Annotated in this window: 17 protein-coding genes; all 17 read right to left on the bottom strand. The window is 55.5% G+C overall.

What is annotated here, in order from left to right; translation table 11 throughout:
* Positions 1-129: 129 nt before the first annotated feature.
* Positions 130-483 (bottom strand): ribosome silencing factor, encoded by a 354-nt coding sequence (gene rsfS, locus NI21_RS0105590; RefSeq protein ID WP_033125265.1) that lies wholly within the window; start codon positions 481-483, stop codon positions 130-132.
* A 5-nt stretch (positions 484-488) separates the two neighbouring features.
* Positions 489-1076, bottom strand: a complete 588-nt coding sequence (gene yqeK / locus NI21_RS0105585) for a bis(5'-nucleosyl)-tetraphosphatase (symmetrical) YqeK (RefSeq protein WP_033125264.1) — start codon at positions 1074-1076, stop codon at positions 489-491.
* Between the two features lie 43 nt (positions 1077-1119).
* Positions 1120-1731 (bottom strand): nicotinate-nucleotide adenylyltransferase, encoded by a 612-nt coding sequence (gene nadD, locus NI21_RS0105580; protein WP_033125263.1) that lies wholly within the window; start codon positions 1729-1731, stop codon positions 1120-1122.
* 22 nt (positions 1732-1753) lie between these two features.
* Positions 1754-2044 (bottom strand): ribosome assembly RNA-binding protein YhbY, encoded by a 291-nt coding sequence (gene yhbY / locus NI21_RS0105575; protein WP_033125262.1) that lies wholly within the window; start codon positions 2042-2044, stop codon positions 1754-1756.
* A 64-nt stretch (positions 2045-2108) separates the two neighbouring features.
* Complete coding sequence (gene obgE / locus NI21_RS0105570; protein WP_033125261.1) at positions 2109-3398, bottom strand: GTPase ObgE; 1290 nt, start codon at positions 3396-3398, stop codon at positions 2109-2111.
* Positions 3399-3467: 69 nt separating this feature from the next.
* A complete protein-coding gene (rpmA, locus tag NI21_RS0105565; protein WP_033125260.1) occupies positions 3468-3752 on the bottom strand; it encodes a 50S ribosomal protein L27 in 285 nt (94 codons plus the stop codon).
* 5 nt (positions 3753-3757) lie between these two features.
* Entirely contained in the window at positions 3758-4090 is a 333-nt protein-coding gene (locus tag NI21_RS0105560; RefSeq protein WP_033125259.1) for a ribosomal-processing cysteine protease Prp, read from the bottom strand.
* A gap of 18 nt (positions 4091-4108) precedes the next feature.
* Entirely contained in the window at positions 4109-4417 is a 309-nt protein-coding gene (gene rplU / locus NI21_RS0105555) for a 50S ribosomal protein L21 (RefSeq protein ID WP_033125258.1), read from the bottom strand.
* Positions 4418-4600: 183 nt separating this feature from the next.
* On the bottom strand, positions 4601-5611 hold the full coding sequence (gene asnA, locus NI21_RS0105550; RefSeq protein ID WP_033125257.1) for an aspartate--ammonia ligase: 1011 nt from the start codon (positions 5609-5611) through the stop codon (positions 4601-4603).
* A gap of 118 nt (positions 5612-5729) precedes the next feature.
* On the bottom strand, positions 5730-6569 hold the full coding sequence (locus NI21_RS0105545) for an amidohydrolase family protein (RefSeq protein ID WP_052083963.1): 840 nt from the start codon (positions 6567-6569) through the stop codon (positions 5730-5732).
* Positions 6562-7002: a CBS domain-containing protein gene (locus tag NI21_RS0105540; RefSeq protein WP_033125256.1), complete on the bottom strand. Its 441-nt coding sequence runs from the start codon at positions 7000-7002 to the stop codon at positions 6562-6564. The genes NI21_RS0105545 and NI21_RS0105540 overlap by 8 nt, the downstream gene beginning before the upstream one ends.
* Before the next feature lie 30 nt (positions 7003-7032).
* Positions 7033-8364, bottom strand: coding sequence for an aspartate kinase (locus tag NI21_RS0105535; protein WP_033125255.1), 1332 nt, complete (start codon positions 8362-8364; stop codon positions 7033-7035).
* A gap of 82 nt (positions 8365-8446) precedes the next feature.
* Positions 8447-9064, bottom strand: coding sequence for an HAD family phosphatase (locus NI21_RS0105530; protein ID WP_242842817.1), 618 nt, complete (start codon positions 9062-9064; stop codon positions 8447-8449).
* The gene (gene ybaK, locus NI21_RS0105525; RefSeq protein ID WP_033125254.1) at positions 9061-9555 is read right to left on the bottom strand and encodes a Cys-tRNA(Pro) deacylase; all 495 of its coding nucleotides are present in this window, start codon (positions 9553-9555) and stop codon (positions 9061-9063) included. The genes NI21_RS0105530 and ybaK overlap by 4 nt, the downstream gene beginning before the upstream one ends.
* 59 nt (positions 9556-9614) lie before the next feature.
* Positions 9615-10322: a TIGR03936 family radical SAM-associated protein gene (locus NI21_RS0105520; RefSeq protein ID WP_347562478.1), complete on the bottom strand. Its 708-nt coding sequence runs from the start codon at positions 10320-10322 to the stop codon at positions 9615-9617.
* A complete protein-coding gene (locus NI21_RS0105515) occupies positions 10297-12162 on the bottom strand; it encodes a TIGR03960 family B12-binding radical SAM protein (RefSeq protein ID WP_033125252.1) in 1866 nt (621 codons plus the stop codon). The genes NI21_RS0105520 and NI21_RS0105515 overlap by 26 nt, the downstream gene beginning before the upstream one ends.
* Positions 12163-12382: 220 nt before the next feature.
* Positions 12383-12724, bottom strand: a complete 342-nt coding sequence (locus NI21_RS0105510; RefSeq protein ID WP_033125251.1) for a hypothetical protein — start codon at positions 12722-12724, stop codon at positions 12383-12385.
* Between the last annotated feature and the right edge of the window lie 5 nt (positions 12725-12729).

Raw genomic sequence — 12729 nt, 5'->3', positions numbered from 1 at the left:
CTTTATAAGAAAATATGGGAGTTGGCATTTTGGCAAAAAGAGTGGTGCTGGAGCTAGGGCTCCAGCACCACCTTTGTCTACAGTCTGAGGAGTCCCGCTTTCGCGGGACTCCTGTCTCTGCATTTCCTGTTACGCCTGGAGAGCCTCCGGGTCCATCTCCTGCCCGTCGCTCCAGATATGCTCCAGATTGTAGAAGGAGCGGTTCTCGCTGTCAAAGACGTGGACGATCACATCGCCGTAGTCCAGGAGCACCCAGGTGCCGTCCCGGCCCTCCCGCTGCTTCATGACATATCCGGCCAGATGCATCTTCTCCTCCACATTGTCCACGAGGGCGTTCACCTGGCTGGAGCTGCCGCCGTCCACGATGACAAAATAGTCGGCGATGACGGAGATGTCTGAAATTCTGATGATCCGGATATCCCGGCCCTTTTTCTCGTCCAGCGCCCGGTAAGCGGTGAGCGCCATCTGATCTGCATGGTTCATAGGCTTTATTCCTCCTTTTTTCCCAGATATTTTTTATAGTAATTGTAGGTCTTCTCTGTGGCCGGATCCACGGGCAGTCCCTTTGTCTGCAGATAGACCAGGGAGTCCCGAAGGAGCAGGTAGAGGCACTCGTCTATGTCCTCAAAAGCCAGTCTCCTGGCCTCAGACATATCCGGCAGCTCCGCCCGGTTCGGCTCGATGTAGTCCGCGATGTAGAGGATCTTGTCCAGAAGAGTCATCTCCGGCTTGCCGGTGGTGTGGCACGCGATGGCGTTTAAAATGGTCCTGTCCCCGATATGGTACTTCTTTGCTGCCAGGAAGGCTCCCAGCTTGGCGTGGAGAAGGGAGGGGTTGGCCTCCTCGGCGGGGGTGATAAAAATGTGGTTTTTCTTACACATCCGTATCTTCTTGTCGTTGGGGATACATTTGGCGCAGTCGTGGAGAAGTCCGGCAGTCAGCGCCCGGTTCAGGTCCGCGCCGTAGCGCATGGCCAGAGCCCCCGCAGTGTACATGACACCCAGGGTGTGGTTGTACCGGTTCTTGTCCAGATATTTTTTCACCTTTCTGCGCATAACATCGATATTTTCATTCATGACACACACTTCCTTGAGAAAACTATTTTTCTGTCCTATCAATCTATGAGGTGTAGAGCTGATTTCTGTAGATATAGTCCACCACTGCCTCGGGCATGAGCCCGCCTACGTCCTCTTTATCCCGCAGCATGCGGCGCAGCTCGTGGGAGGATACATCCACCAGAGGCGTGTTGAGGAGACGGATGTCCGCGCCGTATTTCCCGGTTAGGAGACGGATCTGGCGGCCCATGACCTCCCTGCTGCTCTTATCGTCCCTGTAGGCGGCGAGGATGGTGCAGGTGGGGAAAAGCCGCTCCACGTGCACCCACTGCTCGATGGAGAACAGGGAATCCGCGCCGATGATGAAGTAAAAATGATCCTCCGGGTACAGCTCCTTAAAGTGCTCCATTGTCCCGTAGGAGCAGCTTACATCCTTCCGCTTCAGCTCATAGTCCTCCAGGCGGAATTTCCTGTAGCCGCTGATGGCCAGTGAGACCATCTGTGCCCGCTCCCGGGGCGTGGAGACGATATTTTTATTGTCCTTGTGGGGAGGATTTCCGTTTGGCATGAACCAGACCTGATCCAGCTGATAGTCCCGGCAGGCGTACTCTGCCAGGGTCAGATGGCCGTTGTGGACCGGATCAAACGTCCCTCCCATGATCCCGATCTTCTTCATAAAGGAACTCCTTTTGATCCTTTTACGGAAGCTGGATCTTCTTTTTCTCGTTTTTCCCCTCTCTGTAGAGGACGATCTTCTTGCCGATGACCTGCACCACCTGGGAGCGGGTGCGCTCTGCCAGCATGGCGGCAAGCTCTCTTGGATCGTCGGCGCAGTTCTGGAGGACGCTCACCTTGATGAGCTCCCGGGCCTCCAGAGCCTCGTCCACCGCCTTTGTGAGCTCAGGCGTCATGCTGTTCTTCCCGATCTGGAAAATGGGATCCATGGTCATGGCAAGGCTTTTCAAATAAGCCCGCTGCTTTGTCGTCATTTGCCTTCTCTCCTATCTTTATTATATGCTATCTGTAAAATCTAAATCTGCCTGTCACAAAATCCTACTTGTAATAGTCGAACTGAAGTCCGTACATGCGGACAGTGTCCCCCTCCTGGATGCCCTTGGCCTCCAGCTCCTCCAGGATACCGGTGTCCTGGAGGAACTTCTGGAAGAACTGAAATCCCTTCTCGGAGTCCAGGTTGGTGTAGCCCAGCATCTTCTCGATCTTGGGGCCCTCCACAACGTAGACATCGTCCTCCTTCTCCACCGTGTAGGGCAGATCCTCGTAGATCAGCTCGTCCTCCGGGAAGTACTCCTGCTGGAAGATGACCGGCTCGTCGTCCAGCTCGTCCAGACGTCTGGAAGCCTCGTACAGAAGCTCCTGGATGCCCTCTCCCGTCACGCCGGAGATGGGGAAGACCTGGATGCCCTGGGGCTCAAATTCCCGCTTCAGACGTTCCACAGGGCTCTCCTGTCCCTCCTCCTGGTAGATGGCGTCAATCTTGTTGGCCGCGATGATCTGGGGTCTGTCGGCGATCTCCGGGTTGTAGGCGCGAAGCTCCGCATTGATTTTCCTGATATCCTCCACCGGGTCCCGGCCCTCTGTGCCGGCCGCGTCCACCACATGGATGATGAGCTTGGTCCTCTCAATGTGGCGGAGAAATTCATGGCCGAGGCCCACGCCCTCCGAGGCGCCCTCGATGAGTCCCGGGATATCTGCGATGACAAACCCCTTGGCGCCGGGCACGTCCACCACACCCAGATTAGGGCTCAGGGTCGTAAAGTGATAGTTGGCGATTTTCGGCCTTGCGTTGGTGACTCTGGACAGGAAGGTGGATTTCCCTACGTTGGGGAAGCCCACAAGCCCCACGTCCGCGATCACCTTCAGCTCCAGGTTCACCCACAGCTCCTGTGCCGGCTGCCCGGGCTGGGCGTACTTGGGAATCTGCATGGTGGCTGTGGCAAAGTGCTGGTTGCCAAGGCCGCCCTTTCCGCCCTTCAGGATGACCTGCCTGCGGTTGTCGCCGGACATGTCCGCAATGACCTTGCCGGACTCGGCCTCTTTGATCACCGTGCCCTCGGGCACCTTCAGTACGATGTCGTCCGCGTCGGCGCCGTGGCATCTCCTCTTGCCCCCCGGCTCTCCGTCCTTTGCCGCGTATTTTCTCCTGTGACGGAAATCCTGGAGCGTGTTCAGGCCTTCGTCCACCTCAAAGATCACGTCGCCGCCCCTTCCGCCGTCGCCGCCGTCGGGGCCGCCGTTGGGCACATAGAGCTCCCGCCGGAAGCTTACATGGCCGTCGCCGCCCTTGCCGGAGCGGATGAATATTTTTGCTCTGTCTGCAAACATGTCGTCAATCTCCTTATGAAAAAAGAGCCCTGCCGTTTGCAATATACGGCAGGGTCTTACCTTCGCTGATTACTGTGCTACTGGATAGATAGAAACCTGTTTCTTATCTCTTCCTTTTCTTTCAAATCTGACAACACCATCTACTAAAGCAAATAATGTGTCGTCTCCGCCGCGTCCTACATTGACACCTGGATGGATCTTCGTTCCACGCTGTCTGTAAAGGATGTTGCCGGCTTTTACGAACTGTCCGTCAGCTCTCTTCGCACCTAATCTCTTAGACTCGGAGTCACGTCCGTTCTTTGTAGAACCTACACCTTTTTTATGAGCAAAAAACTGAAGATTTAATTTCATCATGGTCGTTACACCTCCTCAAATCTTACCTGAATGTATTCCGAATAGTTGCTGTCATCTGCCATTGTCTCGAGTCCGAGGATCATGGCCTTTAACAGAAGTGCTGCCTCCCTGCCGGGACGGTCTGCAAGACGGAAATCAATGAGCCCCTCCATATCATCGGATACAAGGGAAGTCTTGTCGTCCGTAAAGGCCTCAATGGCGTTCACTGTGTTGATCATCAGCACCGACGCCGCCGCGCAGACAATATCCTGTCCCGCCTCACTGAAGCCTGCATGTCCCTTTGCGAGAAAACCCGCACATTCTTTCTTTTCGTTCTGATAAATCGTCACTCGGATCATAAAACTGCCACCAGATGATTAAGCGTTGATTTTCTCAATCTTAACTGCTGTGTACTGCTGTCTGTGACCGTTTTTCTTATGATATCCAGTTTTTCTCTTATACTTGTAAACGATGACCTTCTTGGCTTTGCCGTTCTCTACAACGGAAGCCTCAACAGTTGCGCCCTCTACAGTGGGATTTCCAACCTTCAGTCCGTTGTCGCTCACTGCAAGCACCTGGTCAAATGTATAAGTCTCTCCAGCTTCCACACCAAGTTTTTCTACTTTAATGATATCGCCTTCTGCTACTTTGTACTGTTTACCACCTGTTGCTATGATTGCGTACATATGGCACCTCCTATTATCATTACTCGCCAGCTTCGGCGGCTCTCCGCTTTGGAGCGCACTTTTAAAACCTCGCTGTGCGGCACACTAGTGTAGTTTAGCATAAAGATCCGGGAAAATCAATGATTTTCCACAAATTAAATGAATTATTTTCGGAGACTTTGTCTGTCCCGCGAGCCATCCTTCTTACAGCAGATGGATGCCTGCCGCCTCTGCCGCCTCCACGGTCTCATCCGGCCAGATGGAGGACTGAACCTCGCCGATGTGTGCCTTGCGCAGGCAGAACATGCAGATGCGTGACTGGCCGATGCCGCCGCCGATGGTGTAGGGGAGCTCGCCGGCAAGGAGAGATTTCTGGAAGGGAAGCTCGGCCCTCTCCTCGCAGCCCGCCTCCTTCAGCTGACGGCGAAGGGAATCCTCGTCTACTCGCACGCCCATGGAGGACAGCTCCAGGGCAATGTCCAGCACCGGATAGTAGACGATGATGTCGCCGTTCAGCTCCCAGTCGTCGTAGTCCGGAGCCCGGCCGTCGTGCTTCTCGCCGGAGGCCAGCATTTTTCCGATCTGAGATACAAAGATGGCCTTCTTCTCTTTGGCAAAGGCACGCTCTCTGTCTTTGGGAGTCATGCCGGGGTACATGTCCTCCAGCTCCTGGGAGGTGATAAATGTGATCTCCTCGGGAAGGATGGGCTCTATGTAATTATAGCGCCTGGAGATGTAGCTCTCTGTCTCCTTCAGTGCCTCGTAGACCTTGCGCACCGTGTACTGCAGCGTCTCTGTGTTCCGCTCCTCCCTGGAGATCACCTTCTCCCAGTCCCACTGGTCCACGTAGATGGAGTGGAGATTGTCGGTGTCTTCATCTCTGCGGATGGCGTTCATGTCCGTATAGAGACCTTCCCCTGAGTGAAAGCCGTATCTCTTCAGAGCGTAGCGCTTCCACTTGGCCAGGGAGTGGACAATCTCCGCAACGTCGTCGTTCTGCTCCTTAATGCCGAAGGCGACCGGGCGCTCCACTCCGTTCAGGTTGTCGTTGAGGCCGGTGGAGGGCTTCACGAAGAGGGGCGCTGAGACCCGGGTCAGGTGAAGGGACTTCGCAAGGGCCCGCTCAAAAAAATCCTTTACTTCTTTGATCGCGACTTCTGTCTCGCGTATGGTGAGAGGAGATGTATATCCCTCTGGTGTCATGAGACTGCTCATATACTTTTACCTCGCTTTTCTTTAATACTACGGTGCAGGGGTCAAAAGGAAATTGACCTGTGTGTCGTACCATGATTTATAATTATAAGAACTTTTTTAATAAAAAACAATATCCGTTTTACACCTGAGCTGTCCCCTGGCCGGGCTGCTCCTGCGGCGTCTTTGCGGACAGCCCCAGAAGCTCCAGGGCATTGAGGCGGAAAATCCGCTCCCTCTCCTTTTCTGTGAGAGGGAGATCCCCCAGATACCGGACAAATTCCTTCTGTCCTGCCCAGGGGGAGTCTGTGCCGAAGAGGATGCGGTCCGCGCCGTGGTTTTTGACAATGCGGAGGAACTGGTCATCGGGGATCTCACCCAGGACGACAGCGGTGTCGAACCAGACAGGCTCTCCCACCAGGTACTCCTCCACCTCGTCCCACCTGCGATAGCCGCCCATGTGGGCCAGGATCAGCCTGTCCGGCTGCACCTCGCGTATCACGGCTCTGGCCAGCCTGGGAGGACAGTGGACGCACTCCGGATAGCCCGGGTCAAAGCCCGCGTGAACGCTGATGATCAGCCCCAGCTCGGTGGCGTAGCTAATGATACGCTTGTAGCGGATGTCGTCGATCATGACGCCCTGGTAGTCCGGGTGGAGCTTGATCCCCTTCATGCCTGCATCCCGGATGAAGCGCAGCTTTTCCTTATAGTCCTCATTGTCCGGGTGGATACCGCCAAAGGACAAAAGCCCCTCTCCCGGATCCTGCATCTTCTGGGCAAACCGGTTGATGGAGTCGAACTGGGAGGGCTTTGTCACCACGGGAAGGACCACAGAGAACTCAAGTCCCGCCTCCCTGGTGGAGGCCAGAAGACCGGACGCCATCCCGTTCGTGTAGGGGTGAGTGTGGCATCTGGACTCGAGAAAATCCAGAGTCTTCGAGGCGATCTTCTCCGGGAAAATATGTGTATGAAAGTCAATCACCGCATTGTTCCTCCTGTTTCTTCAGCTCGTTGTAGCAGTAGCCGATAATGTCCTTTCGGGTGATGATCCCGATAAAGTTTTCCTGGTCGTCCACTACGGGGACAAAATTCTGCTCCATGGCTCTCCCGATCAGATCCTCCATCTTGGACTTGGCCGTCACGCACTGGTAGTCCAGACGCCGGTCCACCTTCATGATGCTGATATTCTCGGCCTCCTTCAGATTGAAGAGGTCCAGCTTCTTCAGGCCCCACAAAAGGTCTCCCTCTGTGATAGAGCCCACGTATTTTCCATCACGGCTCAGAATGGGGATGGAGGAGTACTTGTGGTACTCCATGATCTCGAGGGCCTGCCGGACTGTGTGATAGTCGTAGATGTAGGCGATCTCCACCTTGGGCTTCAGGAAAAACAGGATGTTGCTGTTTGCGTGCTTCATTTCTCCTTTAACGCTCCTTGTATATGTGCTTTAGATCTGTGTTGTGACAAAAATATCGTAGATGGCTCTGATGGCCGCCTCAAAATCGTGGTTCCGCACGCCGATGATGATGTTCAGCTCACTGGAGCCCTGGTCGATCATCTTCACATTGACATTGGCGTGGGCCAGAGCGGAGAAGATCCGGCCGGAGGTACCCCTTGTGGCCTTCATGCCCCTTCCCACAACGGCGATGAGGGCGAGATCAGACTCCAGCTCCACAAAATCCGGCTCCACGGCTCTGTGGATGCCCGCGATGACCTCCTGCTCCTTCTCCTCAAACTCGTCCTGGTGGACAAAGATGGTCATGGTGTCGATGCCGGAGGGCATGTGCTCGATGGAGATGTCGTTGTCCGCAAATACGCCCAGCACCTTGTGGCAGAAGCCCACCTCGGAGTTCATCATGGCCTTCTCCACGGTGATGGAGGCAAAGTCACGTTTGCCCGCAATGCCGGTGATGGTAAAACGGGGGGTGCGGCAGGTGTCCTCCACGATGAGAGTGCCCTTGTCCTCAGGACAGTTTGTATTGCGGATGTTGATGGGAATTCCCTCCTTGCGGACCGGGAAGATAGCGTCCTCGTGGAGGACGGAAGCTCCCATGTAGGACAGCTCCCGCAGCTCCCTGTATGTAATGACATCGATAGCCTTCGGATTTTTGACTACGCGGGGATCTGCCACCAGGAAGCCGGACACGTCCGTCCAGTTCTCGTACATGTCAGCGTGCACCGCCTTTGCCACGATGGAGCCGGTGATGTCGGAGCCGCCCCTTGAGAAGGTCTTGATCCTCCCGTCAGGAAGGGAGCCGTAAAACCCGGGGATCACCGCCCTCTCACAGTCCGCCAGCCTCTCGGCGAGAACCTGGTTCGTCTTCTCCGCGTCAAAGGCTCCGGACTCCTGGAAGAAGATCACGTCCGCCGCGTCGATGAAGGTGTAGCCCAGGTACTCCGCCATGACGATACCGTTCAGGTACTCGCCCCTGGATGCCGCGTAGTCCCGGCCGATCTTGCGGCTGAAGTTCTCCCGGATGACCTGGAATTCCTCTGTGAGATCCAGTGTCAGGTCCAGCCCCCGTATGATCTCATCGTATCTGGCCTTGATGTCCAGGATTATCTTCTCAAACTGCTCCTCCTCGTCCTCCTCGCGCAGGGCGAGAAGATAGCAGCTGTAGAGCATGTCTGTCACCTTGGTGTCCTGGGGGTGGCGTTTTCCCGGTGCTGACGGGACCACATATCTGCGGGACTCGTCCTGGCGTATGATGTGGCCTGCCTTTTTGAACTGGGCTGCACTTGCCAGAGAGCTGCCGCCGAATTTTACTACTTTTTTCATCTGTCAATCCTCCGTAATCGTCTTGTGTTTTTGCCCGGAATACTCAAAGTCCGGTGTAGATATATTGAATGGCTCTGTCCTGCTACACGTCCAGTATGTGGTAGGCCATGTCCGGCTGGAAGACCACGCCCTTTATTCCAAGGCGGGATGCGGCCTCTGTGTTGACCTGTCTGTCGTCAAAGAAGACGGCCCTCTTCGGGTCGATGCCGTATTTTTCCAGAAGCAGGCGGTAGATCCTCTCCTCCGGCTTGATGCAGAGCACCTCGTAGGAGAAGAGCCCTCCGTCAAATTCCTCCAGAAAGCCCATGCACTGCTTTGTCTTCTGATACAGATGCTCAGAATAGTTGGACAGGTAGTAGAGCTTCAGCCCCTCCTTTTTCAGGAAGCGAACCAGCCTCTCCGTGTAGGGAAGGGGAAAGATGGTGTGCTCTATCCCGCTGTACACCTGGCGGATCTGCTCCTCGTAGGCCGGAGCGTTCTCTATAAAGAGCTGCTCCCACTCCCGGGATGTGATGCCGCCCCTGTCTCCTCTCTCCCAGTCCTCGCTGCGGAAAACGGCGTCTGCCAGTATCTCGCTCGTCCTCTCATCGTACCCGAGGGACGCAAGGTAGGGACGCCAGTCGTATCCGAGAAGCACATTGCCCAGGTCAAAGATGACCGCCTCTGTGTCCTCCTCCATAAAAGCCAGTCTGTCTCTCATTTTGTATTCTCCTTTGCCGTGACGTCAGCGAAGGAGGCGCCAGTCACTTTTTTCAGATCCTGGGGGGAAAGCTGAAGCTGCATGCCCAGCTTCCCGCCGCTTATATAGATGTAGTCCAGCTCTTCCGCGTCCGCCTGGATCACGGTGGGGAACTGCTTTTTCATGCCGATGGAGGTACAGCCTCCCCGGACATACCCGGTCACCTTTGTCAGATCCTTTAAATGGAGCATCTCCACGGATTTCTCCCCCACAGCCTTTGCGGCCTTCTTGAAATCGATCTCCTCTGCAATGGGGATGACGAACACGTAATGGGCTCCTGTCCTTCCCACAGTCACCAGAGTCTTGTAGACCCGCTCGTGGGGCAGGCCCAGCTGGTCCGCCACGTGTACCCCGTCCGTAAACTCCCCGCACTCGTAGGTCTGATACGTGTAGGGGATGCCGGCTCTGTCGAGAATTCTCATGGCGTTTGTCTTCAGTTCTTTTTTGCTCATGTCTTACTCCTTCATTTCCTGTTCTATCATACCACCCAAAAAGAGTGCTTGGCAACGTTTTACTTGATGTCCTGCCCCAGCTCCTCCAGTGCCTTAAGCTCCTGCGGGCTTCCGGCGTAGAGCTCCAGGCGGTGAAAATGAAGGGGCGCAGGCTCCTCCTGTGCCCAGCGGTAAAAGGCGCCCGTCACAAGCTCCGGCTTCAGGTTGTCGGCGCTTCCGGCAGCCAGTCTAAGGAACAGGCCCTCCTTTTTCACTGCTGCACCGTAGATCAGAGGGCGTATATCCAGCTCCTTCTCACTCCTCTTTGTCTTCTTCAGGACAGGGATAGAGGGCTGCGCGAGGAAGGCCTCAAGTTTGTCCGCCCGGAAGGGGCTGGCAGAGGGAGCCGCGGCCCCGTCTTTGACCGTCACAAGGTAGTCTGCCGCTGAGACGATGGTCATGCCGCTGGCCTTTTTCTCATCGCTGATCTGCCGAAAGCTGACCACCTCAAGCCCCTCCGGCATGACGGCGTTCAGCGCCTGGACAGCCCGGGAGGAGGGAACCGGCTCTCTCAGCTCGATGTCCATGTACTCTCCGTCGCTGGTGAGGCCGATGCCCAGAGGCTGGGCAAAGGACATGATCATGTGGGGGCTGTATCCCCCGGTAAAGGCGATGGGGATGTCTGCCCTTCTCATAGCCTTCTGAAAGCACCGCATCACGTCCAGATGCCCGATAAACCGCAGGATGCCGTATTTGCGGAATTTAATTCTTACCTTCAACGCAGACACCTCCTTTCCATCTGGCCACGCCGCAGCCGGAACACTGCTGTCGGCAGTTTGGCGTGACTTCCCCTCTCATGGCTCTCTCCCACTCTCGGCGGAGAAACTGCTTTGTCACACCGATGTCGATAAAGTCCCAGGGGAAGATCTCATCCGCCCCTCTCTCACGCTCGTTGTAGAAGGCCAGGTCAATGCCGGTCTTCTCAAAGGCCTCCAGCCATTTCTCGTAGTGGAAATTCTCTGTCCAGGCGTCGTAGATGCAGCCAGACCTATAGGCCTCAAGGACAGCCCTGCCCACTCTCCGGTCTCCCCGCGCCAGTATCCCCTCCAGGACAGTGACCTCCGCATCGTGCCAGTTGTACTTCAGGCTCTTGCGGTTCAGCTGATCCTGGAAGGCGTGCTTGACAATGGCAGCCCTTGCGATATACTCTTCGTTGCTATACATCCGGGCCCACTGGAAGGGGGTGAAGGGCTTGGGGATAAAGAAGGAGGAGCTGGCCGTGATCTGGCATTTTCCATTCCGCTGATCCTTGGGGATCTCGTAGTACCGCCGGGCCACCTTGTCCGCCAGAACGGCGATGGCCTCCATGTCCTCCCTCGTCTCCGTGGGAAGTCCCAGCATGAAGTAGAGCTTGACCTTGTTCCAGCCGCCCTCAAAGGCCTGTCCTGCTCCGGTCAGGATGTCCTCCTCTGTCAGTCCCTTGTTGATCACGTCCCGCATCCGCTGGGAGCCAGCCTCAGGGGCAAAGGTCAGGCTGCTCTTCTTCACATCCTGGACCTTGCTCATAACGTCCAGGGAGAAGGCGTCAATGCGCAGAGAGGGAAGGGAGATGTTGATTCCCCTCTCGTTGCATTCGTCGATGAGGAAACTGACCAGCTCCTCCAGCTTGCTGTAGTCGCTGGAGCTTAGGGAGCTCAGGGAAATCTCCTCGTGCCCGGTGCTTTCCAGCATGCGGCGGGCGTACTCCTTCAGGGTCTCCACGTCCCGCTCCCTGGTGGGCCGGTACAGCATGCCGGCCTGGCAGAAGCGGCAGCCCCGGATGCATCCTCTCTGGATCTCCAGTACCACCCGGTCCTGTGTCACCTTGATAAAGGGGACAATAGGGCGCTCCGGGTAGGTGGTCTGCGCCATGTCCATGACTACCTGCTTCTTGACCACAGCGGGCACTCCCGGCTCCGTAGGCTCAAAGGAGGCAATGGTGCCGTCCTCCCTGTATTCTGTGTGGTAGAACATGGGGACATAAATCCCCTCGATCCGGGCCGCTTTGAGGAGAAAATCCCTGCGGCTTCCGCCGGAACTTTTGTTTTCCTTATAGACATCCAGAAGCTTCCGGTAGACCGTCTCCCCCTCCCCGATATAGAAGAGGTCGAAAAAGTCCGCCAGCGGCTCCGGATTGTAGGCGCAGGGGCCGCCCCCTATGACAATGGGACAGTCCTCATCCCTCTGGGCAGCCAGAAGGGGGATGCCGGAGAGATCCAGCACCTGCAGGATGTTTGTGTAGCACATCTCATACTGGATGGTGATGCCCAGAAAATCAAAGTCCTTTATGGGATCCTGGGACTCCAGGGCAAAGAGGGGAATGTGCTCCTCTCTCATGATCCGGTCCAGATCTGTCCACGGGGAGTACACCCTCTCGCACCACACATCCTCCATCCGGTTGAACATGTCGTAGAGGATCTGGATGCCCAGGTGGGACATCCCGATCTCGTACACATCGGGAAAGCACATGGCAAAACGGATATCCACCTTGTCCCTGTCTTTCATCACCGAGTTCACCTCTCCGCCGATGTAGCGGGCAGGCTTCTCGACTTTTAGTAATATTTCATCACTTAACGCCAGTTTACGCATAAAATCCACCTTTATTTTGAATTAATTGAACAAACGCATATTCATACATTTTTACATTATACAAACTCTGGATGGGAAAATCAATGTAAAGATGGGAAAAGGCCTGCACAGGAGGGCTGGACATACAAAGACCGGACGATCATATGCCATGATGGATATTCCCGTCCGATCTTTCCTGCGCTGTGAATAACGCTGGCTTTTCTTTTTATATTTATAAATGTCAGGGAGCTTCCTCCTGGCCGGTGAGGCTCTGGATTTCCTGCCACACAGTCCGGACATCCACCCCCTCCTCCACAGCCTCTGTGATCTGGCTGCTGCTGACATCCGCCACTGTGATATCGTAATTGTCCATCATGACAAAGCCGATAAAGAGAAGACAGCAGAGTATGACCCGCAGGCCGAAGAGGCCGGAGCTCTCCCTGTCCTCACCGTCCCCGTAGAGGCTGTTGTAGGCGTTCCTGTACCTCGGGTGGACAGCCGGGGAGAAGCTTTTCTCACTGTACAGACTCCTTGTCTGGGCGAGGAGCGCCCGCCTTCTTTTTTCTGTGTCTGTTCTGTCCATCTGCT

It is taken from the genome of Eubacterium sp. ER2 (assembly GCF_000765215.1).
GTDB lineage: Bacteria > Bacillota > Clostridia > Lachnospirales > Lachnospiraceae > Claveliimonas > Claveliimonas intestinigallinarum.
The sequence above is the reverse complement of the archived record's forward strand: the minus strand, read 5'-3'. Positions and strand labels throughout refer to the sequence as shown.

Coding starts and splice junctions, on each gene's coding strand:
- rsfS (WP_033125265.1), bottom strand. CDS start 483: ATGAACCATGCAGATCAGATGGCGCTCACCGCTTACCGGGCGCTGGAC.
- NI21_RS0105530 (WP_242842817.1), bottom strand. CDS start 9,064: ATGAGAGACAGACTGGCTTTTATGGAGGAGGACACAGAGGCGGTCATC.
- ybaK (WP_033125254.1), bottom strand. CDS start 9,555: ATGAGCAAAAAAGAACTGAAGACAAACGCCATGAGAATTCTCGACAGA.
- yhbY (WP_033125262.1), bottom strand. CDS start 2,044: ATGACGACAAAGCAGCGGGCTTATTTGAAAAGCCTTGCCATGACCATG.
- rplU (WP_033125258.1), bottom strand. CDS start 4,417: ATGTACGCAATCATAGCAACAGGTGGTAAACAGTACAAAGTAGCAGAA.
- rpmA (WP_033125260.1), bottom strand. CDS start 3,752: ATGATGAAATTAAATCTTCAGTTTTTTGCTCATAAAAAAGGTGTAGGT.
- NI21_RS0105515 (WP_033125252.1), bottom strand. CDS start 12,162: ATGCGTAAACTGGCGTTAAGTGATGAAATATTACTAAAAGTCGAGAAG.
- obgE (WP_033125261.1), bottom strand. CDS start 3,398: ATGTTTGCAGACAGAGCAAAAATATTCATCCGCTCCGGCAAGGGCGGC.
- NI21_RS0105560 (WP_033125259.1), bottom strand. CDS start 4,090: ATGATCCGAGTGACGATTTATCAGAACGAAAAGAAAGAATGTGCGGGT.
- NI21_RS0105535 (WP_033125255.1), bottom strand. CDS start 8,364: ATGAAAAAAGTAGTAAAATTCGGCGGCAGCTCTCTGGCAAGTGCAGCC.
- asnA (WP_033125257.1), bottom strand. CDS start 5,611: ATGAGCAGTCTCATGACACCAGAGGGATATACATCTCCTCTCACCATA.
- NI21_RS0105510 (WP_033125251.1), bottom strand. CDS start 12,724: ATGGACAGAACAGACACAGAAAAAAGAAGGCGGGCGCTCCTCGCCCAG.
- NI21_RS0105540 (WP_033125256.1), bottom strand. CDS start 7,002: ATGAAGCACGCAAACAGCAACATCCTGTTTTTCCTGAAGCCCAAGGTG.
- nadD (WP_033125263.1), bottom strand. CDS start 1,731: ATGAAGAAGATCGGGATCATGGGAGGGACGTTTGATCCGGTCCACAAC.
- yqeK (WP_033125264.1), bottom strand. CDS start 1,076: ATGAATGAAAATATCGATGTTATGCGCAGAAAGGTGAAAAAATATCTG.